The following is a 25,825-nucleotide window of genomic DNA, read 5'->3' as shown; positions in this document are numbered from 1 at the left end:
GCTCTTTTTGCGTAGCGAAGCGGAACAAAAAAGCGGGAACGGAGGGCGGAAATAGGCGCCCAAAAAACAATAAATTCCTATTCGACGCAATCAAATGTGCGCCCAAATAAAAATTAATCCAAAATATATTTCCAGAAACCCCACAATTTTCGGGAGTCGAGGTAGTTTAAATCGTTTTCCATGGCGTAAGCTTCCCGCTCAAAAGAGATGGATTTGTAGGCAAGGAAATGGTCTTTTAATTTGAAGTACCAATAATAATATTCGATCACATACCAGAGATAAAAGAAAATCAACAACAGTTCTACTTGCTGTCGCATATGGATTTTCTCATGGTTGATCAGGATTTTGTTGTGCAAATCTGCAGGCCTTTTTAAGAGAATAAACGGGAAAAGGGTGATCCCTGAAATTTTTGTATTTTTGAGAAGTCTTTGGCAAACCAGTATCATGGAACAAAGATATTCATTTCAGGAAAATCTGATTTAACTTATGGACCAGAAAATCATCAAAGAAACCGAAGACTTTTATTATAACGAACAAGGCTATAAAGTTTTTACGGAGGCCTACCATCTGAAACGCGGCTATTGCTGCAAAAATGGCTGCAAACATTGTCCGTACGGTTACGATAAAAAGACGGACACTTTTAAGAAGACGATAAAACCGGAGACTACAAGATAATAGACGGATAAACGAGGAATTAAGTAATGAGCAATCGGTAATGAATAATAAATTCAAATAAAAATATACCAATCATGAGCAAAAAATATATCTTACTTTTACTGGCTTCGGCCACGTTGGGCCTGGCTTCTTGCAGCCCTTTTCAGGTGAAATCTGATTATGCAGAAACTGCCAATTTCAATTCTTACAAAACGTATAAATTACGAATTGATGATTTGAAAATGAATGATATCGATCAAGATCGCGTGCTGAACGAGGTTTCGAAACAGCTTCAAATGAAAGGCATGAACGTATCTGAAACTCCAGATTTAATTGTGAATGTGAAAGCGAATCATAAGAAAATTCAAGACATTCAAGGTTCTCGTCCTTATGGAATGTATGGCTATGGTGGACCTTTTGGCTACGGCTTTGGCATGAATAGAACTTGGACTCAAAACTCTACGCAAGGTGCTTTGATTCTGGACTTGATTGATGCGAGAACGCAAAAATTAGTTTGGCAAGGTGTGGGAAGTGGAATTTCTGTAGATTCACCGAAATCCAAACAAAAACAGATTCCGGAAATTGTAGCAGAGATTATGGCGAATTATCCGCCGAATAGGAATAAATAATTATTACACAAAATTAGGAAGACTGCAGTAATGCGGTCTTTTTTTTGTCTTAAATTTTGACCACAAGTCATTAAGAATTTTCACTGTGTTTTTTACCCATTAGTTAGATGAGTTTTCTTATAGGTAATGCAAAGAGCACATTAGTTGTGGAGTGATAATTTTTGGAGAAAATCTTAACCCTCTTAATTTCTTAATGTTTAAAAATGAAATCATAATTCAGTCATATTAAAGAAGGGAAAATCTCACTTAACAAAAAATCGCTCATTTCCGTCTGACATTTTTCTTGCGAACTAAATTAAAACTTTATAGGTGATATGCTTACTGCTGTGACAAAAATTGTAAATTTGAGATCTAGTATTTTGTAACTTATATTTAATGATTAAATTGAGCACATGTATTAATTTCAAAAATTATCGGTTCAATTAATAAAAGTAATGCTGAGAAATAATCCATTCGTTACAATTTCGCTTCTGTTTGTTGTAGAGTATTTGATTTTGGAGTTTATAACTTATATGAATTATAAAGTTAATTTACCAGGACAGACTCTGTTCATCTACAGTGTTTTTGCGATACCAGTAATTGCTGTTTTACTATCTATATTTGTAGTAGAAGGTTCATATAAAAAAAAATTTAAACGTTTTTCAATTTTTCTAATTATTCTGGCGATTACAGTATTCTTCGTTATGAACTATCTGGCAGGCCTCGCTAATGCTTACAGACATTAATACAACTATGAAGAAAACACGTCTGGATTTTTTCAATCTTTTCTTGCTGCTGCTTGCAGTAGGTATTACCATCCTTTACTTAGCATCAAAAGTTAAAAATAGAGAATATGAAAAAGTATTTTGGAGTGGTAAAATAACGGTATCAGCGTCTAAGCAGAATTTGGAACACGACTCTGCTATTAAAGTTATTGAAGCTAAATATTATAACACATTTGATAAATCAAAAAGAATGTTACACTCTGATTCTCGTGTACTACTCAATTCTAAAAGCAATGACTCTATTTATTTTAAAAGCGAGCACGGTTTACTGCCAGATTCCTTACACTTAAAGTATTTCTCAATTGAGGATCGTAAATTTTACGAATTAAATACCAATATTCCATATAATAAAATTAAGAAAGCTGCAAAAGCTTCGTATGGCCGTTTAAGTATCGACGTCGAAATAAAATCTAAAGGCAATGTAATTTTAAGTGTAAACAGCAAGAATTTAATACCGGAAAAAACTAGTGTTTTTCAAGCGCAAGAAACCACAGGCAATTTAAGTGAATTACTCTTTGTAACGAGACAAAAAACAAGATATAACGATTACGATGGTATAACTAACGTTAAGGATTTTGCTGATTTAATGGGGAATAAGTACAATTGGGTTTTTAAAACAGAACTCGAACCTGGCGATCAAATATCTTCGGCATACGCCTATTCATTTCTCAATGAAAAAATTTATGATATTGAAGAAGATCAAATTCTCGGCAAACTTAGTATTCCGGAGAGATTTTATATTTATTGGACAAATGGAAACAAATATGACACGGTCTATTACTTTAATCCTATAGAAATATTTAGCACATTTAGAAAACTTAATCACATTGATGGTGAAGAGCCGATTTTATTGACCTTTAAATTATATAAAGATAAATACGCCGAATGTGTGCTCTCGAAAAATGGCATCAGTATTCCGGTGAGGAATGTTCATCCGAAAATTCCCTGATAATAAAGGTCCTTCTAAATATTGAGAGAATATAGAGCTGAAAGTATTTTTCTAAAAATTCCTAATACCACTATTTAAAGAATTCGCGCACCGTAGGCGCGCGAATTCTTTTTTATTTTTCAAACAGCGGGAAAAATAATAGTTATTTCCCAATCGCTTCCACAATTGGGTTTCCAATATTTCCACTTGGAAACTGAACTCTTAACAACGCCGCCAAAGTTGGTGCGATGTCAGTCATACTATATTCTTTATTGCTTTCGCCGGGCTTAATTCCCCAACCCATAAAAATTAAAGGAATATGAGAATCATAGGAATTCCAAGAACCGTGCGTGGTTCCGAGTTTTGAATAACTCGGCAACCAAGAATCATGGTAAATAACTTGAATATCTCCACTTCGCTGCCAGTTATAACCATTGACAATTCGAGTTCGAATCGGTTCTGGAATTGAAGCTGAACCCGCTTTTTTCATATCGACGGCAAACAGAACAGATTTATCTTTGTTCAAGATATCAATCAGATATTGTTTCACTTGGTCCGCATCTAATTTATTTTCAGTCATTAATTTGTCGTCCAGATAAACCTGATTGTTGGTGATTTTAGTGATGAGTTTATCAACTTTAAATTGATCTTTCAACATTACATTAAATTCTTTATTGTCTTCACCGTAGAAGCCAGTCGGCATTTTATGTTCATCCATGAAACCTTTTGCGTGCGCTCCACCGTGGTCGGCAGAAAGGAAAACGGTGTATTGATCTTTTCCAACGGTTTGATCTAAATAATTAAAGAACTCAGCTAAATCTCGATCAAGCCTTAAGTAAACATCTTGAACTTCGATTGAATTTGGTCCGAATCGATGACCGGCATAATCGGTTGATGCTAAATTAATGGCTAAGAAATCGGTGATTGCATCTGCGCCAAGTTGTTCCCCTTTAATGGAAGCTTTCGCGATACCAAGCGTTAAGGTATTACCAAAAGGCGTAGAACGGATATCTCCTTTTTTGGTTTTATAATCATTGGCTAAATTACTGTATGGAAAAGTCGGGGTTTTAGCACTTCCTAAAAGTCCTTCCCAAGCAGAATTATCTGGTGAGCTTTCGGTGTATTGTGCAATTGGAAGCAAAGTATTCCAACCATTTTTGACTAACTGCTCTCCTACTTTTTGATTATTGAAATCATTCACCCACTTTGGCAATTCATTCATATAATAAGAACTGGTTATGAAATTTCCGGTGGTATCGTCAAACCAATATGCTCCAGTTGGATTATGTCCGGCAGGTAAAATGGAAGCTCGGTCTTTCAAAGAAACGCCTACTACTTTTGCTTTAAAGTTGGTGGCTAACAAAAGTTCATCAGCGATTGTCGTGGACCATAAATTTCGTGGAGAGTGGTTGCCGTTTTTGGTACTGGTTGTTCCAACTGGCGTTACCGTGTCGTCTCCGGTGCAATAAACATTCTTTCCAGTTTCCTTGTCGAACCAATCGTTTCCAGCAATACCGTGAATGGCTGGCACGGTTCCAGTGTAAATCGTCGTGTGACCAATTGCGGTATAGGTTGGAATATAATTGATGTGTACATTATTTAAAGAATAACCTTGATTGAGCAATCTTTTAAATCCATCATTTCCATATTTTTCATAATAGCGATAAAGGTAATCCCAACGCATTTGATCAACGACTAATCCAACGACCAATTTCGGTCTGTCGACTTGGTTGGATTTATTTTTTTGTGCATTAAATCCTGAGCACATCACTGCCAAAAGAACAATGCTTAATTTTTTGAACATATTTTGATAATTATTATTTGATACATTTAAAGTGAAACACAAATTTAAGGATTAATTCTAAGGAGTCGAATGAACATTCTATTAACTTTAAAGAGCTTAGATGAAAAACCCTTTAATACAATTAAATTTTACCATTAAGATTTGATGAAGGGATTAAGGGCATTAAGATTTCCGTCGGAAATTAATTGTATAATTTTTTCAGGGATTTGTAAAAGTTTTAGAAACATTCGAATCCTGTAGAAATATATTTTGAAGAAGACTTCGACAGGCTCAGTCTGACATTTTTAGAAATGGTCTGTATCGTTGACGAAATAAACTGCCTGAACTTCTAGCCCAGATGGCAGCGGCATCCCGCGAGGCTGCGGCAGCAGTGAGCGGATATAGCGGACAGCTGGACGGGTTTTATAAGAAGCGAAAATTTTGTAGCTCCAACAAAAACGCACCTTCGAGAAGATGCGTTTCTATATTTAACGAAAATTGAATTAGAATTTCAAATCTCCATTTACTTCACGAACTGCTTTGGCAGCGGTAGCGAATTTTTCTTTTTCTGCGTCAGTTAAACTGATTTCCACAATTCTTTCAACACCGTTTTTCCCAATGATCGCAGGAACTCCAAGACAGATATCGCTTTCGCCATATTCGCCATCCAACATTAATGAGCAAGGAATCATTTTTTTATGGTCGCAAAGAATTGACTGAACCATTACTGAAACTGCTGCACCTGGCGCATACCAAGCTGAAGTTCCTAATAATTTTGTTAAGGTTGCTCCACCTACTTTGGTTTCTTCGGCAACGTGATCTTGTTTTGCTTCGTCTAAAAACTCAGTTACGGGAACTCCGTTTCTAGTGGCTTTACTCATTAGTGGAAGCATTCCTGTATCACTGTGGGCTGCGATGACCATTCCGTCAACATCAGAGATTGGACATTCTAAAGCTTCGGCCAATCTGTATTTGAAACGTGCAGAATCTAAAGCTCCACCCATTCCGATAATTTGATTTTTTGGAAGACCTGAAGTTTTGTGCACCAAGTAAGCCATGGTATCCATTGGGTTAGAAACTACGATGATGATTACATTTGGTGAATGTTTTACCAAGTTTTCGGTGACTTCTTTTACGATCCCAGCATTGATTCCGATGAGTTCTTCACGAGTCATTCCTGGTTTTCTTGGTATTCCAGAAGTAATTACGGCTACTTTTGAGCCAGCAGTTTTGCTGTAATCTCCAGTGGTTCCGGTAATTTTGGTATCGAATCCGTTTAGAGAAGCGGTTTGCATTAAATCCATGGCTTTCCCTTCGGCGAAACCTTCTTTAATGTCAACTAAAACAACTTCTGCGGCGAAATCTTTCATCGCAATGTATTCTGCGCAACTTGCGCCAACTGCTCCTGCTCCAACTACGGTAACTTTCATATTTTATTATTTATTGATTTATTAGTGATATGGAAACGTTTGTTTTCATATCTATTGATTTATAATAGTAACAAAGAAATTTGAATTCTCAATTCTAATCTTTATTTAACCGAAACTCAAATTTACGAAATGTTAAAGTTGTGAGCAATTTTGAACTTATGAAAGTTTTCATGGTTTGTAAATATTGATCCTCTTGTAAATTCAGATATCTTATTGTTTTTTATTAACCTACATCAAGACGTTTGGCAAAGCATATGCACTAACTTTGTTTCAAACAAAAATAATAGATGGGATTTTCTACACGCTTGCATAAAGGTTACGCCAACCGCAAATACGACATTGACAAAAAGAAGATTGAAGATTTCATCGATCGATTTTTCCGTTTTATCTTTTTTCTGGAATATCAGCGTTGCTCCGAAGTTAAAGACATTGAGGTCCGTTTAGATACCTTTAAAACTGAATTTAAAGAAATATTATGCTCTGTGACTGACGAAAATGATGACCTTCAGACCGAGAAATTCTTTCACAGTTTCCCGCGAATTTATCAATCTTTAGAAAATGATGCACAAGCAATTCTGGATAATGATCCGGCGGCACAAAGCATTGAAGAAGTCATGTTTTCCTATCCAGGATTTTTTGCCATTTCCGTTTACCGATTCGCGCATGAACTTTATAAAAGTAAAATTCCTTTAATTCCTAGAATATGGACAGAGTTTGCCCACAGCAAAACGGGAATCGACATTAATCCCGGAGCGAAGATTGGAGAAAATTTCTTTATCGATCACGGTACCGGAATTGTAATTGGCGAGACCACCGTCATTGGAAATGACGTTAAGATTTATCAGGGAGTGACGTTGGGTGCTCATTCTGTAGCCAAGAATTTACAAAATTTGAAACGCCATCCGACCATTGAAGACGGCGTCGTAATTTATGCCAACGCTACTATTTTAGGTGGAGAAACGGTGATTGGTGAAAATGCCTTGATTGGAGGAAACGTTTGGATTACAGAAAGTGTGGCGCCGAATTCGGTGGTTTTTCACAAAGGACAAGTGACGGTAAAAAATAAATTCCCGGGGAACGAACCGATTATTTTTAGCATTTAATGAAAAACTTTATTTCAACATAACTGAAAATATTAAAAACACAAACACTTAACTTTTTAAATTACAATTTATGAAACTGAACAATATACTAGAAGCCATCGGAAATACACCGGCTGTGAAAATCAATAAACTATTCCCAGACAATGTGGAAGTTTGGATGAAGCTCGAAAGACAAAATCCAGGCGGAAGTTTAAAAGACAGAATTGCTTTGGCCATGATTGAAAAAGCTGAAAAAGATGGAAAGATTAACAAGGAGGCTTTAATTATTGAACCCACTTCTGGAAACACCGGAGTTGGTTTAGCCATGGTTTGCGCGGTGAAAGGCTATCAACTCGTATTGGTGATGCCAGAAAGCATGAGCGTAGAAAGGAGAAAATTAATGAGTTCTTACGGTGCCCAATTTGTTTTGACACCGAAAGAAAAAGGAACATCTGGTGCGATTGCTAAAGCAATGGAAATGGCAAGCGAGATTGAAAACTCATGGGTTCCGCAGCAATTTGAAAATCCGGCCAATCCAGAAATTCATGCGAAAACGACTGCGCAAGAAATTCTAAATGATTTCCCGGACGGTATCGACTATCTCATCACTGGAGTTGGAACTGGTGGCCACATTACGGGCGTTACAGAAATTCTTAAACAAAAATTTCCGCACATGAAAAGCTTTGCGGTGGAACCAAAAGATTCACCAGTCATTTCTGGTGGCGCTCCAGGCCCGCATCCTTTACAGGGAATTGGCGCTGGCTTCGTGCCGAAAGTTTTGAACACAGAAATTCTGGATGGAACAGTCGAGATTGAAAAAGAGGAAGCTTTTACTTTCACGAAAAGATTGGCTGCGGAAGAAGGAATCTTGGCTGGTATTTCGACGGGTGCTTCGTTGGCGGCTGTCAATAAAAAACTTGCAGAAATTCAAGAAGGTTCTACAATCCTAACATTTAATTATGACACAGGAGAAAGATATTGGTCGGTAGAAGGACTTTTTGAAGAGAATCTTTACAAAGGTTAATCCGTAAAAACTAGGCTGATAAAACAGAAAATCCTGCAACGTTGCAGGATTTTTTTATGTGAAAAACTTCTGACACTTGGGACAAACATAGGTTTTAATATTGCCTATTTCCTCCATTAAAATTGGTGTTTTATCTTTTGGGCAGTTTTTCTTTTCAAAGATTAAGGCATTTTTTTCAACGCTGCTTGTTTTTAATAAGGTCAAAAACTCTTCAGCATAATCCTGAATCATCTTTAATAAGAAAATTAGTTTTTTTTCTGGAATCGATTTAATTAAACTATCAGGATGAATTTTGGCGTGGTACAAAGTTTCCGTTCTGATTATTGGGCCAACGCCGGCCAAAATTTTTTGATTGAGTAAAGCATCACCAATACTTTCTTCAGCGTGATTCGTCCGTAATTCGTTTAGAATAAAGTCAGCATCAAACTCGGATTTTGAAATATCTGTCTTTAAATTAAAGTAATCGCTCGGCTTTGCTTTTAGGATCATTATTTCAGAATCATAGAAATTGATTTCATTTTCTTCAAAATGGTAAGAGAAACTGGCAGCGACTTTCTTTTGTTTATTGACCAAAACATTTCCGACTAGATTGACTTCAATGGCAACAAAAAACTCTTTAAAAAGGAAAAGGAAATTTTTACCAAAAGTTTGAATGTCGATAAGTAGCGCATGAGCAAACAAAGATTCATCGACTTGTGTTGTGCCAGAAACTTTTGAAACAATTTTTCCTTTGTAACGTTGCAGTTTATTTTTAATAAATAGAATGGAAGGTCCTTCTGTCATGATCATAAAATTTTAACATCAAGTTAAGGCAGCAAAAATAATGAAATTAAATCGCTTATTCTTTGAAATAAAGGGTGCAGTTAATGAATCGGAAACCATTTTCTAAAGGCATAAATCATGAGGAATAACCAGGAATAACCGAGGCAGAATCCACCAATGACATCGCTCGGATAATGCACCCGAAGATAAATGCGACTAAATCCTATGACCAAGGAAAGTGAAACCAAAACCGTCATGGCAATGTATTTCCAGACTTTTGGCAAATCAGTTAACCAAATGAAGTAGGCCATCATTCCATACAAAATAAAGCTAAAAGTGGCGTGACCGCTAGGAAAACTGAAATCCTTCTCCGCATAAAGTACGGGATTGAGTGGTCTGGGTCGCTCAAAGAATAACTTCATTCCGTAAATTATAAGCAAACCTCCCGCACCCGTAATAAAGGCAAAAAAGGATCTTCTGTAAAATTTAAATACAGCGAGGGCTATAATTAATACGGGATAAGCGATTTTTATGAACGGTGCTGAGGAAAACTGCGTAATGTTATACATCAGACTTGTGGCGTTGTCATTTAAAATATATAGTCGGAAAATTTCGAAGACATATAAATCCAAATCTTCGTCATTTTCTAAGACAACCTCATCCATGATCAACCAAAGCACCGCCAAAGCCAAAATAAAAAAAACCAGCGATATAAAGAGCTTCCGCGAGAGGCTGTGGTAATAGGTTTTAAAATATCCAATCATAAATTGATGATGATTTAATGGATTGCTCCTTTTATAATCTGTTTAAACGAAAGTATAGACTGACTTATTTTTCTTCGTCAAAGTATAAACGGTAGTATTTCCCTTTTTCATCACTTCCCTGCTCGATCATTTTTCGATCGCCGTGAACGTAAATACTGAAGTTTTTATCTAATTTAATGATGCTTTTAAAACCACGACTTTGTTTTTTGACGGCTGATTCATTAATGGCAAAATCTTCTGAAATCGAAACTTGCATTTCCTGTTCATAATCAGATTTGAAGTTGCTGAAACTTTCGATCACATTCTCATCTTGCAAAACTTCTTTGGTAAATTCATCATAATCAAACTGTTCTTTCTCTTTGAAGAATTCAATTGATTTATTTAGAAACTCGGCTTGATCAGCTTTGGTAGTTTCAAATTCCTGAGGAAGTTGTTTGGTGATGAATTCTTTGTAAACGGACAACGTTTCCTGGGTGTGAAAATATTCGTTGTCGCGTTGTTTTACTTTTAAAAAATCTTCGAACCAATAATATTGATCGCCATTTTTATTATTATCAATTACCGAAACAGCAAACCCAGATTCTTTGAAACTGTTATAAATAATACAACCTTTGTCCAATTTTGTTAATCCAATTCCGTAATTTTTCTCAATATCGAAAGCATCACCGTCCGGGAAAATATTCAGAAATGGTGCTTTGTTTTCAGTTTTAAAAATACCGATAGAATCGATTTTTTCACCAGCAATCTCCTCGCCTTCAAAATAACAGATAAATAATTCACCCGCCTGAACTCGAGGGTTTTCAGCAATACTGTAAAGATGTTCAGCGATATTTTCTGATTCAAAAATAAACTTTGATTGATCTTCGAAGATTTCTGAGGCAGCGCTGTAAATCGGATTGTTTACCAAATAAGAGTCGCTGTAAAACTGAAATTGTTCTTCAGATTTAAAGGATTTAAGAAAGAAATCTTCGAGCATTTCTAACATTCCTTCATCGGGACGATATTCCTCTTGTGAAAGAACGAGCGATTCCTGATTGATTTTATTACCGACTTTATGGATGATTATTTTGGAGATCATTATTGAAAATTTTGTGACTGCAAAGGTATTTTTAAAAGATTGAAGCAGAAAATATTTAAAGAAAAAGATCCGTGTTTAAAACTTAAATTCATCAACCGCATAAAAGTTAATTAAGTATTAAAAACATTAAACTTTCCAAATTTAAAGAAGCGTGGAATTATTGTTGTTAGGACAATCGGGAATATAATTATTAATCAAAAAAATTGAATATGAAAAAGGAAAGAGTGATTAACACGCAGAAATTATTTATAGCTACCCTGTTTTTTGGTGCAACAGCTTTTGGCTATGCTCAAGATACCATTCAAGCAAATGACAATGTTCCAGCTGAAACAGAGCAAGTACAAACAACTATACAAAATCCCGTTATTGATGCTTTGAAAAAACAGATTGAAGCAAATCCAAATGACACCGAAGCCATCGTAAAACTGGCAACAGCTTACCAAGACGTAAAAGACTGGAATAGCGCGTTGGAAACATGGCAGAAAATGTCAACTTTGTTACCAGATTGGTCGCCATTATATTATAGTCAAGCTTATGTTTACCAATCAATGAAAGATGAGGACAATGCAAAAATGGCTTATGAAAAATATATCGCCGCTGTAAAACCAGAAGAATTGGAAGCCAGTAAGAAGAATTTAGGTTACGCCCATTTCTTCGTAGCTTACAAACTTCAGGAAACTGATAAAGAGCAGGCGAAACAGCATATTGCAAAATCACTAACATTTGATCCCATGAATGCTGAGGCTATGAAACTCAGTGAATTCTTAAAACAATAATTTAAATACCTCGATTGAGGTATTTTTTTTAAAACGTATATAAACAAAAAATTCCCCAAGTTTTCACTCGGGGAATTTTTATTTATAAGTTTTGAAGTATTATTTGACTTCTTCGAAATCAGCATCCTGAACATCTTCTGTTCCTGCAGCTCCTTCTGGATTTCCTTGGGCTTGGTCAGAACCTGGTTGTTCCTGGTTTCCTGCAGCATACATTTCTTCTGAAGCTGCCATCCAAGCCGCGTCTAAAGCTTCGGTTTTTGTTTTTACACTGTCCATGTCTTTTGCTTCGAAAGCGGTTTTCAATTCTGCGTGTGCAGTTTCAACAGCAGCTTTTTTGTCAGCTGATAATTTCTCACCAAACTCTTTCAATTGCTTTTCGGTTTGGAAAATCAATCCGTCGGCTTTATTGAAGATTTCAACTTCTTCTCTTTTCTTAGCATCAGATGAAGCATTTTCTTCAGCTTCACGTTTCATTTTTTGGATTTCTTCTTCAGAAAGTCCTGAACTCGCTTGGATTTTAATCGTTTGCTCTTTTCCAGTTCCTTTGTCTTTAGCAGAAACGCTCAAGATTCCGTTGGCATCAATATCGAAAGTAACTTCAATCTGAGGAACTCCTCTTTGTGCTGGTGGAATATCGGAAAGATCAAAACGTCCGATTTCTTTGTTATCATTAAACATTGGTCTTTCTCCTTGTCCTACTCTAATAGACACCGCAGGTTGATTATCACTTGCGGTTGAGAACACCTCTGATTTTTTCGTTGGAATGGTTGTGTTGGCATCAATTAATTTGGTAAACACAGAACCCATTGTTTCAATTCCTAATGAAAGTGGTGTAACGTCTAACAAAAGCACGTCTTTCACATCACCAGTTAAAACTCCACCTTGAATTGCCGCTCCTAAAGCAACAACCTCATCTGGATTAACTCCTTTTGAAGGGGTTTTACCAAAGAATTTTTCAACTTGTTCCTGAATAATTGGGATTCTGGTAGAACCACCAACTAAGATCACTTCATCGATGTCAGAAGTTTGAAGACCTGCATCTGAAAGCGCTTTTTTACAAGGCTCCATTGAACGTCTTACTAAATCTTCAGCCAATTGCTCGAATTTCGCTTTTGTTAAAGTTTTCACCAAGTGTTTCGGACCTGTTGCTGTAGCTGTAATATAAGGAAGGTTGATTTCAGTTTGAGTAGCAGAAGACAATTCAATTTTCGCTTTCTCGGCTGCTTCTTTCAATCTCTGAAGGGCAATTGGATCTGGTTTAAGATCAACTCCTTCTTCTGATTTGAAATCATCTGCCAACCAGTTGATAATCACATCATCAAAATCATCACCACCTAAATGGGTATCTCCGTTTGTTGATAAAACTTCGAAAACGCCGTCTCCTAAATCTAGGATCGAAACGTCAAAAGTACCACCACCTAAATCATAAACTGCAATTTTCTGGTCTTTATGACTTTTATCTAAACCATAAGCCAAAGCTGCTGCCGTAGGCTCATTAATAATTCTTTCTACAGTTAAACCAGCGATTTCACCAGCTTCTTTTGTAGACTGTCTTTGGGCATCATTAAAGTAAGCAGGAACTGTAATTACGGCTCTAGTTACTTCGTGTCCTAAATAATCTTCTGCAGTTTTCTTCATTTTCTGAAGAATCATCGCAGAAATCTCTTGTGGAGTATATTCTCTATCGTCGATTTTTACTTTTACAGTATCGTTCGGACCACTAACTACTTTGTACGGAACTCTGGAAACTTCTTTCGCATCGTCTTTAAAATGGGTTCCGATAAATCTTTTGATTGAATAAATGGTTTTTGTAGGGTTGGTAACCGCTTGTCTTTTTGCAGGATCTCCCACTTTTCTTTCGCCATCTTCTGTAAAGGCTACAATAGACGGAGTTGTTCTTTTACCTTCTGCGTTTGGGATAACTATAGGATCTTTACCCTCCATTACCGCAACACATGAATTGGTTGTACCTAAGTCAATTCCAATTATTTTGCTCATTTTTATATATTTTTATTATTAAAGTTATTTTTACAGTCTGAACTTCTCCAATTTTATACCACTGAAAAATTTATGACAAATTGACAGATTTGTCTAGTTTAAAAACAAAAAGACACCTTATATATATAAGATGTCTTTGTCCTGATTAAAGTGGGCTTTTATTTTTTAAGTGTCATGATATACTCGACCATTTTCTTCGCGTTGTCTTTACTCATTCCTGAGTGTGGAGTCATTGGAATTTCTCCCCAATTCCCTTTTCCACCATCAATAATTTTACTTGCAAGCATGTCCAGGTCGCCTGCCGTATACTTATCTGCCACTTCTTGGTAAGAAGGTCCTACAACTCTTACATCCATTTTATGACAGGTTAAACAATCGGCACCTTCAATAAGCGCTAAACCTTCATGTTTGCCTGCTGCTGCAGAATCTACTATCTTTACAACCGGTTCTTCTAACATTACATTAGATTCTATATTCGGGTTAGATTCTTTTTTACTGCACGCGACTACCGCGATAATTCCGCAGGCCATTAGATACTTTTTCATTCGTTATATATTTAAAAAATAGTTTTACTTTCGAAGTACAAATTTCAGGATAATTATCATACATTGTATATGATTACGGTCATAACGAGAATCAATCAAACCTTAGTACTTTTGACTATACAAAAAATCAATAAAATGAAACTATTAAAAACTATTGCACTCGCAACATTAACCTTCGCATTATTCTCTTGCGGTGGTGACAAACAAACTGATTCGGTTACTACAGAATCCAGTGATGCTACCGTAGAAACCGATGGAGACATGGAAGCAGCAGCTGCCAAGTATGATCCAAATAGAGGTTTGGGGAAACATGCAGATATCGATGTATCTAAATTTGATCCAGCAATGGCGGCGGCAGGTAAAGGTCTTGCAGAAGTAAAATGTACTTCTTGTCACAAAACTACAGACGAAAGATTGGTAGGACCAGGTTGGTTAGGTGTTACTAAAAGACAAACTCCAGCATGGATCATGAACTTTATCTCTAATCCAGATCCTATGATTGATGTGGATCCAGAATTACAAAAACAACTAGAGCTTTGTTTGGTAAGAATGCCGAATCAAGGACTTAATGATACTGAGGCTAGAGAAGTTCTCGAATACATGAGATCAATCGACGGCGCTAAATAATCACTTTCTATACGAATGGTAGATTAAAAAACAAAATCTACCATTCCTTTTCTTCTCCCTTTCCTTTCAGAAAGAAATAATTAATAATATATGAAAACTTACAAGAAAATTGGACTCGCAGCGTTTGCTGCGGTGAGTATCGCTGCATGTAAGCCCAAGGGAACACAGACTGCTGTTTCGGGCGATGCGGCGGAGAAAGTGTACGTGGCGCCGGGAAAACATGATGAGGTCTACAACTTTGTCAGCGGTGGTTTCAACGGACAAATTAGTGTAGTTGGCCTACCAAGTGGTAGAACTTTAAAAATCGTTCCTGTATTTTCTGTACATCCTGAAAACGGTTATGGTTTCAGTGAAGAAACAAAACCAATGTTGAACACTTCTCACGGTTTTATACCTTGGGATGATCAGCATCACCTTGCTTTATCACAAACTAAGGGAGAAATCGATGGTAGATATTTATTTGCCAATGCCAATAACACTCCACGTGTGGCTAAAATTGACTTAAAAACTTTTAAAACTACAGAGATTTTAGAAATCCCTAACTCTGCAGGAAATCACTCTTCTCCTTTCCTTACTGAAAACACCGAATACGTTGTTGCGGGAACTCGTTTCGCGGTACCAGTTGATGGACAAGGTGACGTACCAATCGAATCTTTCAAAGAAAACTTTAAAGGATATCTTTCTTTTATCGGAATTGGTAAAGACGATGGGAAAATGGACATTACGTTCCAAATTGAAGCTCCAGGATTTAACTTTGACTTGTCACACGCAGGTAAAGGAAAATCGCATGGTTGGTTCTTTTTCTCTTGCTATAACACAGAACAAGCAAACACGCTTCTTGAAGTAAATGCTTCTCAAAATGAGAAAGATTTCATCATGGCAGTGAATTGGAAAAAAGCTGAAGAATATCTTAAAGCTGGTAAAGCTAAAAAGATGGCGGTAGAATATGCTCATAATACTTGGGATGAATCTACACATATGGCTAAATCTGAAATCTTAAAAGAAGTATCTGTACTTTCTGCTAAAGAATTAAAAGATATTTGCTATTTAATTCCTTGTCCTAAATCTCCACACGGTTGTGATATCGACCCAACAGGAGAATACATTATTGGATCTGGTAAATTAGCAGCTTTGATTCCTGTTTTCAGTTTTGATAAATTAATGAAAGCAATCGCTGACAAAAATTTCTCAGGTGAATTTGATGGAATTCCAATCGTTAAATATGACGCAGTTTTACACGGTGAAGTTCAAAAACCAGGTTTAGGACCACTCCATACCGAATTTGACGGAAAAGGAAACGCGTATACTTCGATGTTCGTATCTTCTGAAATCGTGAAATGGGACATTAAAACTTGTAAAGTTTTAGACAGAACACCTACTTTCTATTCTACAGGTCACTTGATGGTAGTTGGTGGAGATACTGCTAAACCATACGGAAAATACTTAGTAGCTTATAACAAAATTACGAAAGACAGATATTTACCAACAGGTCCAGAATTAGCGCAATCAGCTCAACTCTTTGACATTAGTGGTGAGAAAATGAAATTGCTTTTAGATTTCCCTACTATTGGTGAGCCTCATTATGCACAAGCAGGACCGGCAGAATTATTCACCAAGAATCAAGTGAAATTCTATAAGTTAGAAGACAACAAACACCCTTACGTAACCAGAGGTGAAGGAGAAAGTAAAGTAGTAAGAGAAGGAAATAAAGTTCATGTTTATATGACTTCCATCCGTTCTCACTTTGCTCCAGACAACATTGAAGGCGTAAGAGTTGGCGACGAAGTTTACTTCCACGTAACTAACTTAGAGCAGGACTGGGATGTTCCTCACGGATTTGCAGTGAAAGGTGCACAAAATGCCGAACTGTTGATCATGCCAGGAGAAACAAGTACACTGAAATGGGTTCCACTGAAACCAGGAATGTACCCAATGTATTGTACCGACTTCTGTTCTGCCTTACACCAGGAAATGCAGGGATATGTAAGAGTATCACCAGCAGGTAGCAACACTCCTTTGATTTATTCATTGAATAATAAAAAAGACAACGCTCAAAGCCCTGTGAAACAAGGTGAAACCAAGTAAAAATAATTAATAGAAGGGCAGTTTTTACTGCCCTTTTTTCTTTTTATGATTGATGTCATTTTGTGATAAACATTACAAAGGCGAAACTTTAAAGTTCCTAACTTTACTAAAGAAATCATTAAAAAAATAAGCACCTTAAAAAAAATCAAAATGAAGACAAACTCTTTACACAAAATAACCAAAATCCTGCTAGCTGTGCTCGGCATTGGTTTAGTAATATCCATATTTGTTCCGATCTGGTCAATTTATCTCAGTGCTCCACAGTATCCAGAAGGTTTAGCAATGTTCATCCACGCAGATAAAGTGTCTGGCGAATACGAGATTATCAATGGACTGAACCACTACATTGGCATGAAAGAAATACACGCCGATGAATTTTGGGAATTTAAAATACTTCCTTTTGCACTAGGCCTTTTTGCGGTTCTGTGTTTCTTAGCGGCCTTTTTAAACAGCCGGAAAATCCTTTACACTTTGACAGGAATTTACTTACTTTTCGGGGTTGGATTCGTTATTGACTTTTGGAGATGGCTGTACGATTATGGACATAATTTAAATCCACATGCAGCGATTATCGTTCCCGGCATGTCTTATCAACCTCCTCTTTTTGGTTATAAACAGTTACTTAACTTTGAGGTCTGGTCTTATCCTAACATTGGTGGCGGTATTATGATTGCGACAGGTGTTATTTTGATTATCTTAGCGTTTGTGGAAAACAGAATGGCTAAAAAAGCAATTTAGAATTTCCATTAATAAAAATTTAAATTGAAGATTATGAAATTATTTGGTAAATTATTTTTGGCGAGCAGTATGATGTTTTTAGCAGCCTGCGCAGAAACTGGCCCTCAGGAAATTTCAGTAGGTAAAGACCAATGCGATAATTGTAAAATGACCATTTCTGAGCCGAAATATGCCACTCAATTAATTACTGAAAAAGGCCGACTTTATAAGTTTGATGACATCAGTTGTCTGACGGATTACGAAACATCTAATACAGAATCAACGACTAATGCAAAAACCTACGTAGCCGATTTCCCATCTGGAAAGTTTATTGAAAGAAGTACTGCTACTTTCATTAAAGGTGGTGATATCAAAAGTCCGATGGGCGGAAACACTCAGGCATTTCAAGACAAGGCCGTGGCAGAAAAAGCAGCCACAGAGTTACAGGCAACTTTAACCCAATAATAGAATGCAAAATTGTAGGGAAAACCTGCAATACGTATGAAATATGAAAAACAAAATAGTCAATTTTCTATTATTAATTTTACCGCTTTTTGCGTTCTCCGCAGTTTTTAAAGTTGGTAAAAATGAACAGTATAAAACCATAAAATCAGCTATCGCCGCAGCACAAAGCGGCGATACTATTTTTGTTTCCAAAGGACATTACATCGAAGGAACCATTGAACTTCACAAATCAATTACCTTGATCGGAATTGACCGACCTATTATTGACGGCAATATGGATGGGGAAATTATCACGTTCAATGCAGACAATATTGTTTTAAAAGGTTTTAAACTGATCAACAGTGGCAGAGATGAAATCCGAAGTGTTGCTGCAGTTCACATTTACACCAGTGCTGATTCCGTCATTGATAATAATATTTTCGAAAATAATCATTTCGGAATTTATGTTCAGCGAGGTTTGCGTATTTTAATCAGCAATAATAAAATCACTACCAATCGCGGTACCTCTCAAGAGAATATTGGAGATGGCATTCATCTGTTAGGAAGTCGGGAAATTTGGGTCAAAAACAATTACATCAGCGGACACAAAGACGGAATTTATCTGGAAAAAAATGCCAAGTGTTTCGTTTTTCACAACCTTTCTCGCCACAATCTTCGGTACGGTTTACACTTTATGTTTTCCAACGATAGTGTTTATACCGGAAATGTATTTGATAATAATGAAGCCGGCGTGGCCGTTATGTATGCCATGAACGTGAGCATGTACGATAATAAATTCATCAACAATTGGGGCGACAGCGTTTTCGGACTTTTACTAAAAGAGATCTCTTACAGTAAGATTAAAGGAAACTTTTTCCAAAATAATACAACCGCCATCTTTGCGGACGGCGCGACTAAAATTGATTTTTATAACAATCAGTTTGAGAACAATGGCTGGGCGATTAAGATTAATTCTAATTGCATGGAAAACAAATTAATGCGAAATAATTTCATCAACAACACCTTTGACGTTAGTACAAATGGTACCGTGGTGATGAATGAATTCCGTTTTAATTACTGGGATAAATATGAAGGCTACGACCTCGATAAAGATAAAATTGGCGACGTTCCTTTTCACCCATTGAGTCTATACTCCGTGCTGGTTGAGCAAAACGCCTCCGTAATGTTGCTCTTCAGAAGTTTCTTGGTTGATATGCTAGACCGAACTGAAAAGATTATTCCGAGTTTAACGCCAGAAAGTTTTGTAGATGATCAGCCGTTAATGAAACCCGTGAAAATCTAAGAGGTTTTATTTAAAGTTTTATATTCTTAAAAAATTAATGAAAGTTGATGTTGACAATGAACATCTTAATGATATGATTGAAATTAAAAATCTAACCAAAAAGTTCCAAAAATTTACCGCACTTGATGAGGTTAATTTATCTTTTGAAAACGGACATTCTATTGCCTTAATAGGACCAAACGGTTGTGGCAAAACTACCATGATTAAATGTATTCTAGGATTAAATGTGGTGGAAGAGGGCGACATTCTGGTCGATGGAAAAAGTGTAAAAGACGATTATAAATACCGCGAGAACATTGGCTATATGCCGCAGATCGGACGGTATCCGGAAAACATGACCATCGAAGAAACCATCAAGATGATTAAGGATACTCGAAAAAGTACGGGCGATAATCTGGACACGGAACTTCTTGATGCCTTTGAACTGGAGAATATCTATGGCAAAAAGATGCGAACCCTTTCTGGTGGAACTACTCAAAAAGTGAGCGCCGTTTTAGCATTTCTCTTTAATCCGAAAGTAATTATTTTGGATGAACCAACGGCGGGACTTGATCCATTGGCGACAGAAATTCTGAAAAATAAAATCATTAAAGAAAAAAATAAAGGGAAACTCATTATTATCACCTCGCATCTTTTGAGTGAACTCGATGAAATCATCAGTGAAATTGTATTTATGAACGAAGGCAAAGTCCTCGTGCATCAATCTGTTGAAGATTTGAAAAAAGAAACCAACACGACAAAAATTTCCGACGGAATTATTTCCATTCTAAAAGCCTTGAAAAAATGAACAAAATAGCACGTTTCATCTTATTTGATATTTTAAAAAATAAAATTGTCATTCTGTATACGATTTTACTCTTCATCATCTCCTGGTCAGTTTTAGGCTTAGATAACAATTATACCAAAGCCACTCTGAGTTTATTGAATGTAGTCTTGCTGGTAGTTCCTTTAGTAAGCATCATTTTCTCGACCATTTATGTTTATAACAGCAGTCAGTTTATAGAACTGCTTTTGAGTCAGCCTGTGCCTAGATCTAAGGTTTGGTTTAATCTATTCCTCGGACTTTCTACCGCGCTCATTTTCGCCTTTTTAATAGGCTGTGGAATTCCAATCCTACTCTATTCCTCCATTGAAACTGGTGCCTCTTTATTAATAACAGGTGTTTTTCTTTCGATTATTTTTACATCCTTGGCCATGTTAGCCGCGATTTTCAGCAGAGATAGAGCCAAAGGAATCGGTGTTTCTATTTTTATATGGATGTTCTTTGCAATCATCTATGACGGAATTTTATTAGTCTTAATGTTTCAGTTCGCAGACTATCCAATCGAAGGAATTATGGCCACCATTGCAGCCGTAAATCCCATTGGTCTTTCTCGGATATTTGTCTTGCTTCAGCTAGATGTTGCGGCGATGTTGGGACAGGCAGGCGCGATTTTTCGAATGGTTTTCGGCTCTGGCGGTGGAATGGTCATTTCAATGATCATTTTAGCGATTTGGACCTTGGTTCCTTTCCTCTGGTCATTGATTTTATTTAATAAAAAAGACCTTTAATTCTCCTCAGAAAATCACATTAAAACAAGGTGATAAAACTCACTTAATTAATTGTAATTTATGTGATTACAGTCATAACGAACTGTCGAATTTTCCGCCTAATTTTATATCAGAATAAATAGAAAAACTTCGGACTTTCAATATTAAAATTTAACAAATAAAATAAAAGCTATGAAAAAATCAATTATGATGCTTGCGGTGGTTGCACTTGCTTTCTCATCATGTGCAAAGAATGAAACGACTGCCGAAACTGCTACTACGGAAAGCGTAGGAACAGAACCTGCTGCAGCTGGTGGCGGTCAAGAAGCTGTTGTAGATAATGACAGCGCGCCAGACATTGTGAAACTTGCCGTGAGTAATCCAGATTTATCTACTTTGGTAAAAGGTGTACAAGCTGCGGGGTTAGCAACTTCTCTTAGTAATGCTGGACCTTTCACCGTATTTGCTCCAACCAATGAAGCTTTTGCGAAACTTCCTGCGGGCGCTTTAGATGATCTGCTAAAACCAGAAAATAAAGACAAGTTGAATGACATCTTAAGTCATCACACTTATGTAGGCGTAATTAAAACTGATTATCTTACAGACGGACAAAGTTTAGGAATGGTTGATGGAACGCCAATCAGCATTAAAATGGTTGATGGAAAACCTGTTATTAATGGAACCATTAATATTATCGCTTCAGTTCCTGCGGCAAACGGAATCGTTCACGTTGTTGATAGTGTGATCCTGCCAAACTAAGAAAAGAATCTTTTAAATTTAATGTTTTGTACCCTTCTGAATTTATTTCGGAAGGGTTTTTTTATAGCGTCTTCTTTTTTAAATTAAAGAAGATTAACAGCAAAGCAAACATCATTAATAAAGAGACTACCAATAGAATCTGCGCCGCAAAAGGAATCGCTACATAGGTGATCGAGAAAACACCCATTAACCCTAGAAACGCTTCATTTAAAAATATTCCTAAAAGCAATAATTTAAGACCAAGAATTACTGGCTTCGTCATTTTGAAAACATTAGTTGCTAAAATCTGATTGATCAAGAAAACCGACACGCACATCAACAGAATTAAATGCAGATATGCAATCACCACATTTCTAAATCCAAAGGCAAACTGACTCAATGCCGGAATCGTAGAACCGAGTTGCAACATGATTTTCGCAAAGAATGCAAAGCCGACATACATCAAAACAAATCGTTGTAACGCTGAAAAATTAAGCACCAATTTGGCCCAGTTTCTCTTCAGAACTAAGTAAAGTTTTGCCGCTCCTAATGTCTGCGCAATGGTTGCTAATATAATTGCAATGAATATCCAAAGTGGCATTTTCATCCAAAGAACCGATAGTCCGAAGCCAATCAGACAACCAACAAACATTAGCCAGAAAATCATCTTATTCTCTTTTTCAGTTACTTCTGCTCCAATTTCTTTTAGAGAATGCAACAGTAAGCCAATACAACTGAAAATGAAGAAACCGTTATACTGAAAATGCAGATAGTAATAGGTTGAGCTCAGATAAAGATTTTGAGTCATGTTGCCAGTAGACATCATGTAACTCAGTCCGAAAACACCAACTGAGGAAATGACGGCAAAAAATAAACCTCCCAAAAACCAGGGCTTTGAGATGTTTTGCTTTCCTTTTAAATCACGAATTAAGAAAAAGAAGAAGACAAAACTCGTCAATAACGCAGCTGTTGAGGCGGCAATGGACAGCCAGTAATACCCGTTATAAATAAAACTGGGAATCATGGCGTACGCTGAAACCGCATTGACAATCAACAAAGTGTGATATTTTTTTAATTGCTGTTCCGAAATGATACCGTGCAAATACCGAATGATTAAAACGTAGATAATTAACGTAATCCAACCATAAAATGCAAAATGAGAATGTGCTTCTTGCACATGCTTTTGATCGACAATTGGCAGCGAGTAGGCAATTTTATAACGCATCAAAACGCCTAAAACGGCAACAAGGAAAAAATTAAAGACTGAAAACTTTAACCAAAATGCAATATTCTTCATGGGACAAAATTAAGGTCTATAATAGGTTTATCGGTATGAGTTGAATCATCTTTAAAGGAAAATTTTTCCATTTACAATTTCTAATTTTTCTTCTTTCTCCATTTTCTTAATCGTTCGGATGACCGTTTCAATTCGAAGTCCGGTCATGTGAGAAAGTTCTTTTCTGGTCAGTTTGATCATCAGTTTTTCATGCTGTAAACCACTTTCTCTTTTATAATCTCTCAACTGGTGCATAATTCGTTCTTCTGGATTCAGCAACACAATCTGTTTGAGCAGTAGACTCTTTTTAAGCGATTTTTGAGCAACAGATATTGTAAAATTATATAAGAATTCTGGGTGACTTTTTAAGTAATCCACAAAAAGGTCTCTATTCATCTTGATGACATGAGCTTTATCAGAATACACTTCTACATTTCCCGGAATAGGTTTACCTAAAAGAATCGCAGGCTCAGCAAAAAAATGAGCGCCCTTTACTTTATGCTGAAGAAGTTCTTTTCCTTTTTCAGTAAAATTAAAAACAGAAAGCTCGCCGTCATGTAAGAAATAAAAATACTGACATATATCGCCCTCATTTAAAACCACATCGCCTTTGTAATAGATCTTTTTTTCAGCTTTAGTCGTCTTCAACAAATCATCATCGAGTTGAAATTCCATCTTATTTATTGTAATTTATCAAATATAACAATTTTTTTAATTAATAATTTTAAAATGGTAGTTATAAATTAACTGCCACAGGAGCAAAATAGTTAGAATAGAACTTTTAAAATGGTTAATTTTGAAGCTACAATCATCAATTATGTCAAATCAATTTAATCCCAGAGATATTACGTGGCTTTCTTTTAATGAGCGCGTCTTACAAGAAGCCATGGATCAAAATGTTCCCCTACATTTGCGCATTCGCTTTATGGGAATTTTTTCTAATAATCTCGATGAATTTTTCAGAGTCCGTGTGGCGGGTTTAAAACGTGCGATGGATTTTAAAGACAAATTCATCACCGAATCTTTTTACCAGCCACCGACTAAAATTTTACAAAGAATTAATGAAGTGGTCATTAAGCAGCAACTTGATTTCGCCAAAACTTGGAAGAAAATACAATTGGAAATGGCCGACCAAAATGTTTTTATTAAAACAGCAAAAAACTTAACTGCCGCCCAAAAGAAATTCGTAACGGCATATTTCGATGAAGTCGTCGAAAGCAATGTGATCCCAATTTTGCTCCATGACAATTCACCGATGCCTTATCTGCGGGACAAATCACTTTATTTAGGCGTGGCGATGCGCAAAAAACAATTTCAATATGAAAGTAAATTTGCGATTATTGAAATTCCGTCTCGAACTTTGGGAAGGTTTGTCTTACTTCCGTCCGATGAAAAAAACGAGAAAAATGTAATGCTGTTAGAAGATGTGATCACTTATAATTTACCTCATATTTTCTCGTACTTTGGCTATGAGGATTACGAAGCTCATTGTTTTAAAGTAACCAAAGATGCCGAATTTGATTTGGATAACGACATCAAAACTACCCTGGCAGAAAAGATTGAGAAGGGAATTAAATCCCGACGAAAAGGAAAGCCTACGCGATTTGTTTTTGATAAAGTGATGGACAAAGCGCTCTTAGAATTTCTAATTAAAAAACTTCATTTAACAAAAAAGGACAGCATTATTCCGGGTGGAAAAATTCATAATTTCCGGCATTTTATGGAATTCCCCGACGTGTTCGAAGGTTATAAAAAACCAGTAGAAAGAACCTCCTTTGACCACGCAAAATTTGTTGGCAAAAGAGTGACCGATGTAATTCAAAAAACCGACGTTCTGTTGACATTCCCTTACCATAATTATACGCCAGTTATTGATCTATTGAGGGAATCCGCCATGGATCCTGATGTGAAATCAATTCAAATTACGGGTTACCGATTGGCGAGTAATTCGAAAATTGTCAACGCCCTAATCAATGCGGTAAGAAATGGTAAAGAAGTGACTATCATGCTGGAGCTTCGGGCAAGATTTGATGAAGAAAACAATCTAAATTGGAAAGAAATTTTGGAGGAAGAAGGCGTCAAGGTTTTAACAGGAATTCCAAATAAGAAAGTTCATGCGAAACTGTGTGTCATTAAAAAGAGAGTTCACAATAAAACGCTGCAATACGGTTTTGTGAGCACCGGAAATTTTAATGAAAAAACGGCAAAAATATATGGCGATCATTTGTTAATGACTTCTGACCGTGGAATTATGGCCGACATCAATAAGATATTTAAAGTTTTACAGAAACCAAAAGATGATATTATTTCCACTTTGAAATCGTGCAACAGTTTAGTGGTTTGCCCAGAATTTATGCGCGAAAAGATTATTGCTCATATTGATAAAGAGATTGAAGAGGCAAAATCTGGCAGAAAATCATTAATCATCGTTAAAGTAAATTCACTAAGCGACAGAGATTTAATTTTAAAACTTTATGAGGCAGCCGATCGTGGCGTCATCATCAAATTGATTGTCCGTGGAATCTACTGTCCCATTAATCAAAAAGATTTTAAACAGAAAATAACGGCCATCAGTATTGTTGATGAATATTTAGAACATTCGAGAGTCCTGTATTTTTATAATAAAGGTCATGAAGATATTTATATTTCCTCCGCCGATTGGATGACTAGAAATCTGGATTATCGAATTGAAGCGGCCGCAAAAATCACGCAGAAAAATCTAAAAAAAGAGATCAAAGACCAACTTGAAATTCAATTGAGCGATAACGTGAAAGCACGAATTTTAGATAAAAAATTGCGGAATGCATATGTACAAGGTGGTAAGATTCCGATTCGATCGCAGATCGAAACTTACCATTATCTAAAAAACAAATCGCCTTTAGATTAAA

The 25,825-nt window shown here is 36.3% G+C and carries 25 protein-coding genes; 15 read left to right on the top strand and 10 right to left on the bottom strand.

Annotated elements, in window-relative coordinates:
- Window positions 1-113: 113 nt before the first annotated feature.
- The gene (locus tag BMX49_RS04550) at window positions 114-446 is read right to left on the bottom strand and encodes a hypothetical protein (RefSeq protein ID WP_034718946.1); all 333 of its coding nucleotides are present in this window, start codon (window positions 444-446) and stop codon (window positions 114-116) included.
- 40 nt (window positions 447-486) lie between these two features.
- On the opposite strand from BMX49_RS04550, the gene BMX49_RS04545 reads away from it, so the two are divergent.
- From BMX49_RS04545 to BMX49_RS04530, 3 genes are all read left to right on the top strand, one after another.
- Complete coding sequence (locus BMX49_RS04545; protein ID WP_074726711.1) at window positions 487-675, top strand: C1orf53 family protein; 189 nt, start codon at window positions 487-489, stop codon at window positions 673-675.
- A 74-nt stretch (window positions 676-749) separates the two neighbouring features.
- Complete coding sequence (locus tag BMX49_RS04540; RefSeq protein WP_034718945.1) at window positions 750-1,283, top strand: DUF4136 domain-containing protein; 534 nt, start codon at window positions 750-752, stop codon at window positions 1,281-1,283.
- Between the two features lie 732 nt (window positions 1,284-2,015).
- Complete coding sequence (locus BMX49_RS04530) at window positions 2,016-2,996, top strand: hypothetical protein (protein WP_034721183.1); 981 nt, start codon at window positions 2,016-2,018, stop codon at window positions 2,994-2,996.
- A 142-nt stretch (window positions 2,997-3,138) separates the two neighbouring features.
- Here the strand turns inward: BMX49_RS04530 and pafA are convergent, their stop codons facing one another.
- Window positions 3,139-4,779 (bottom strand): alkaline phosphatase PafA, encoded by a 1,641-nt coding sequence (pafA, locus tag BMX49_RS04525; protein WP_034718943.1) that lies wholly within the window; start codon window positions 4,777-4,779, stop codon window positions 3,139-3,141.
- A gap of 482 nt (window positions 4,780-5,261) precedes the next feature.
- On the bottom strand, window positions 5,262-6,188 hold the full coding sequence (locus BMX49_RS04520) for a malate dehydrogenase (RefSeq protein ID WP_034718941.1): 927 nt from the start codon (window positions 6,186-6,188) through the stop codon (window positions 5,262-5,264).
- 287 nt (window positions 6,189-6,475) lie between these two features.
- Here BMX49_RS04520 and epsC point away from each other — a divergent pair, with 287 nt between their 5' ends.
- Both epsC and cysK read left to right on the top strand, forming a co-directional pair.
- On the top strand, window positions 6,476-7,291 hold the full coding sequence (gene epsC / locus BMX49_RS04515; protein ID WP_034718939.1) for a serine O-acetyltransferase EpsC: 816 nt from the start codon (window positions 6,476-6,478) through the stop codon (window positions 7,289-7,291).
- A 70-nt stretch (window positions 7,292-7,361) separates the two neighbouring features.
- Window positions 7,362-8,294: a cysteine synthase A gene (gene cysK / locus BMX49_RS04510; protein WP_034718938.1), complete on the top strand. Its 933-nt coding sequence runs from the start codon at window positions 7,362-7,364 to the stop codon at window positions 8,292-8,294.
- Between the two features lie 54 nt (window positions 8,295-8,348).
- Here cysK and BMX49_RS04505 read toward each other — a convergent pair whose 3' ends face one another.
- From BMX49_RS04505 to BMX49_RS04495, 3 genes are all read right to left on the bottom strand, one after another.
- On the bottom strand, window positions 8,349-9,077 hold the full coding sequence (locus BMX49_RS04505; protein WP_170166246.1) for a hypothetical protein: 729 nt from the start codon (window positions 9,075-9,077) through the stop codon (window positions 8,349-8,351).
- Window positions 9,078-9,157: 80 nt separating this feature from the next.
- Complete coding sequence (locus BMX49_RS04500; protein ID WP_081864356.1) at window positions 9,158-9,820, bottom strand: phosphatase PAP2 family protein; 663 nt, start codon at window positions 9,818-9,820, stop codon at window positions 9,158-9,160.
- 64 nt (window positions 9,821-9,884) lie between these two features.
- Window positions 9,885-10,898 (bottom strand): nucleoid-associated protein, encoded by a 1,014-nt coding sequence (locus BMX49_RS04495; RefSeq protein WP_034718934.1) that lies wholly within the window; start codon window positions 10,896-10,898, stop codon window positions 9,885-9,887.
- A gap of 209 nt (window positions 10,899-11,107) precedes the next feature.
- On the opposite strand from BMX49_RS04495, the gene BMX49_RS04490 reads away from it, so the two are divergent.
- Window positions 11,108-11,674, top strand: a complete 567-nt coding sequence (locus BMX49_RS04490; RefSeq protein ID WP_034718933.1) for a tetratricopeptide repeat protein — start codon at window positions 11,108-11,110, stop codon at window positions 11,672-11,674.
- A 99-nt stretch (window positions 11,675-11,773) separates the two neighbouring features.
- On the opposite strand, the gene dnaK is transcribed toward BMX49_RS04490, so the two are convergent.
- Both dnaK and BMX49_RS04480 read right to left on the bottom strand, forming a co-directional pair.
- Complete coding sequence (dnaK, locus tag BMX49_RS04485) at window positions 11,774-13,672, bottom strand: molecular chaperone DnaK (RefSeq protein WP_034718931.1); 1,899 nt, start codon at window positions 13,670-13,672, stop codon at window positions 11,774-11,776.
- A gap of 158 nt (window positions 13,673-13,830) precedes the next feature.
- A complete protein-coding gene (locus tag BMX49_RS04480) occupies window positions 13,831-14,217 on the bottom strand; it encodes a c-type cytochrome (protein ID WP_034718930.1) in 387 nt (128 codons plus the stop codon).
- A 135-nt stretch (window positions 14,218-14,352) separates the two neighbouring features.
- Between BMX49_RS04480 and BMX49_RS04475 the strand changes: the two genes are divergently transcribed.
- The 8 genes from BMX49_RS04475 to BMX49_RS04440 all read left to right on the top strand — a co-directional run bounded on the left by BMX49_RS04475 (window position 14,353) and on the right by BMX49_RS04440 (window position 21,682).
- The gene (locus tag BMX49_RS04475; RefSeq protein WP_034721179.1) at window positions 14,353-14,844 is read left to right on the top strand and encodes a c-type cytochrome; all 492 of its coding nucleotides are present in this window, start codon (window positions 14,353-14,355) and stop codon (window positions 14,842-14,844) included.
- Window positions 14,845-14,934: 90 nt separating this feature from the next.
- The gene (gene nosZ, locus BMX49_RS04470; RefSeq protein ID WP_034718928.1) at window positions 14,935-16,929 is read left to right on the top strand and encodes a Sec-dependent nitrous-oxide reductase; all 1,995 of its coding nucleotides are present in this window, start codon (window positions 14,935-14,937) and stop codon (window positions 16,927-16,929) included.
- A gap of 150 nt (window positions 16,930-17,079) precedes the next feature.
- Window positions 17,080-17,667, top strand: a complete 588-nt coding sequence (locus BMX49_RS04465) for a hypothetical protein (protein WP_034718926.1) — start codon at window positions 17,080-17,082, stop codon at window positions 17,665-17,667.
- A 33-nt stretch (window positions 17,668-17,700) separates the two neighbouring features.
- Complete coding sequence (locus tag BMX49_RS04460) at window positions 17,701-18,111, top strand: nitrous oxide reductase accessory protein NosL (protein WP_034718925.1); 411 nt, start codon at window positions 17,701-17,703, stop codon at window positions 18,109-18,111.
- Between the two features lie 43 nt (window positions 18,112-18,154).
- On the top strand, window positions 18,155-19,393 hold the full coding sequence (nosD, locus tag BMX49_RS04455; protein WP_051803697.1) for a nitrous oxide reductase family maturation protein NosD: 1,239 nt from the start codon (window positions 18,155-18,157) through the stop codon (window positions 19,391-19,393).
- Between the two features lie 37 nt (window positions 19,394-19,430).
- The gene (locus BMX49_RS04450) at window positions 19,431-20,180 is read left to right on the top strand and encodes an ABC transporter ATP-binding protein (RefSeq protein ID WP_375600467.1); all 750 of its coding nucleotides are present in this window, start codon (window positions 19,431-19,433) and stop codon (window positions 20,178-20,180) included.
- Window positions 20,177-20,944: an ABC transporter permease subunit gene (locus BMX49_RS04445; RefSeq protein WP_034718923.1), complete on the top strand. Its 768-nt coding sequence runs from the start codon at window positions 20,177-20,179 to the stop codon at window positions 20,942-20,944. The genes BMX49_RS04450 and BMX49_RS04445 overlap by 4 nt, the downstream gene beginning before the upstream one ends.
- A 171-nt stretch (window positions 20,945-21,115) precedes the next feature.
- Complete coding sequence (locus BMX49_RS04440; RefSeq protein ID WP_034718922.1) at window positions 21,116-21,682, top strand: fasciclin domain-containing protein; 567 nt, start codon at window positions 21,116-21,118, stop codon at window positions 21,680-21,682.
- 61 nt (window positions 21,683-21,743) lie between these two features.
- On the opposite strand, the gene BMX49_RS14670 is transcribed toward BMX49_RS04440, so the two are convergent.
- Window positions 21,744-22,958: a hypothetical protein gene (locus BMX49_RS14670; protein WP_034718921.1), complete on the bottom strand. Its 1,215-nt coding sequence runs from the start codon at window positions 22,956-22,958 to the stop codon at window positions 21,744-21,746.
- A 51-nt stretch (window positions 22,959-23,009) separates the two neighbouring features.
- Window positions 23,010-23,612 carry a Crp/Fnr family transcriptional regulator gene (locus tag BMX49_RS04430; RefSeq protein WP_081864355.1) on the bottom strand — a complete coding sequence of 201 codons (603 nt, stop codon included), beginning with the start codon at window positions 23,610-23,612 and terminating at the stop codon, window positions 23,010-23,012.
- Between the two features lie 142 nt (window positions 23,613-23,754).
- Between BMX49_RS04430 and ppk1 the strand changes: the two genes are divergently transcribed.
- Entirely contained in the window at window positions 23,755-25,824 is a 2,070-nt protein-coding gene (gene ppk1, locus BMX49_RS04425; protein WP_034718920.1) for a polyphosphate kinase 1, read from the top strand.
- The last annotated feature ends 1 nt before the right edge of the window (window position 25,825 follow it).

It is taken from the genome of Kaistella antarctica (assembly GCF_900109615.1).
Classification (GTDB): Bacteria; Bacteroidota; Bacteroidia; order Flavobacteriales; family Weeksellaceae; genus Kaistella; species Kaistella antarctica.
Note: the sequence above shows the minus strand (reverse complement) of the source record. Positions and strands in the feature narration are given on the sequence as shown.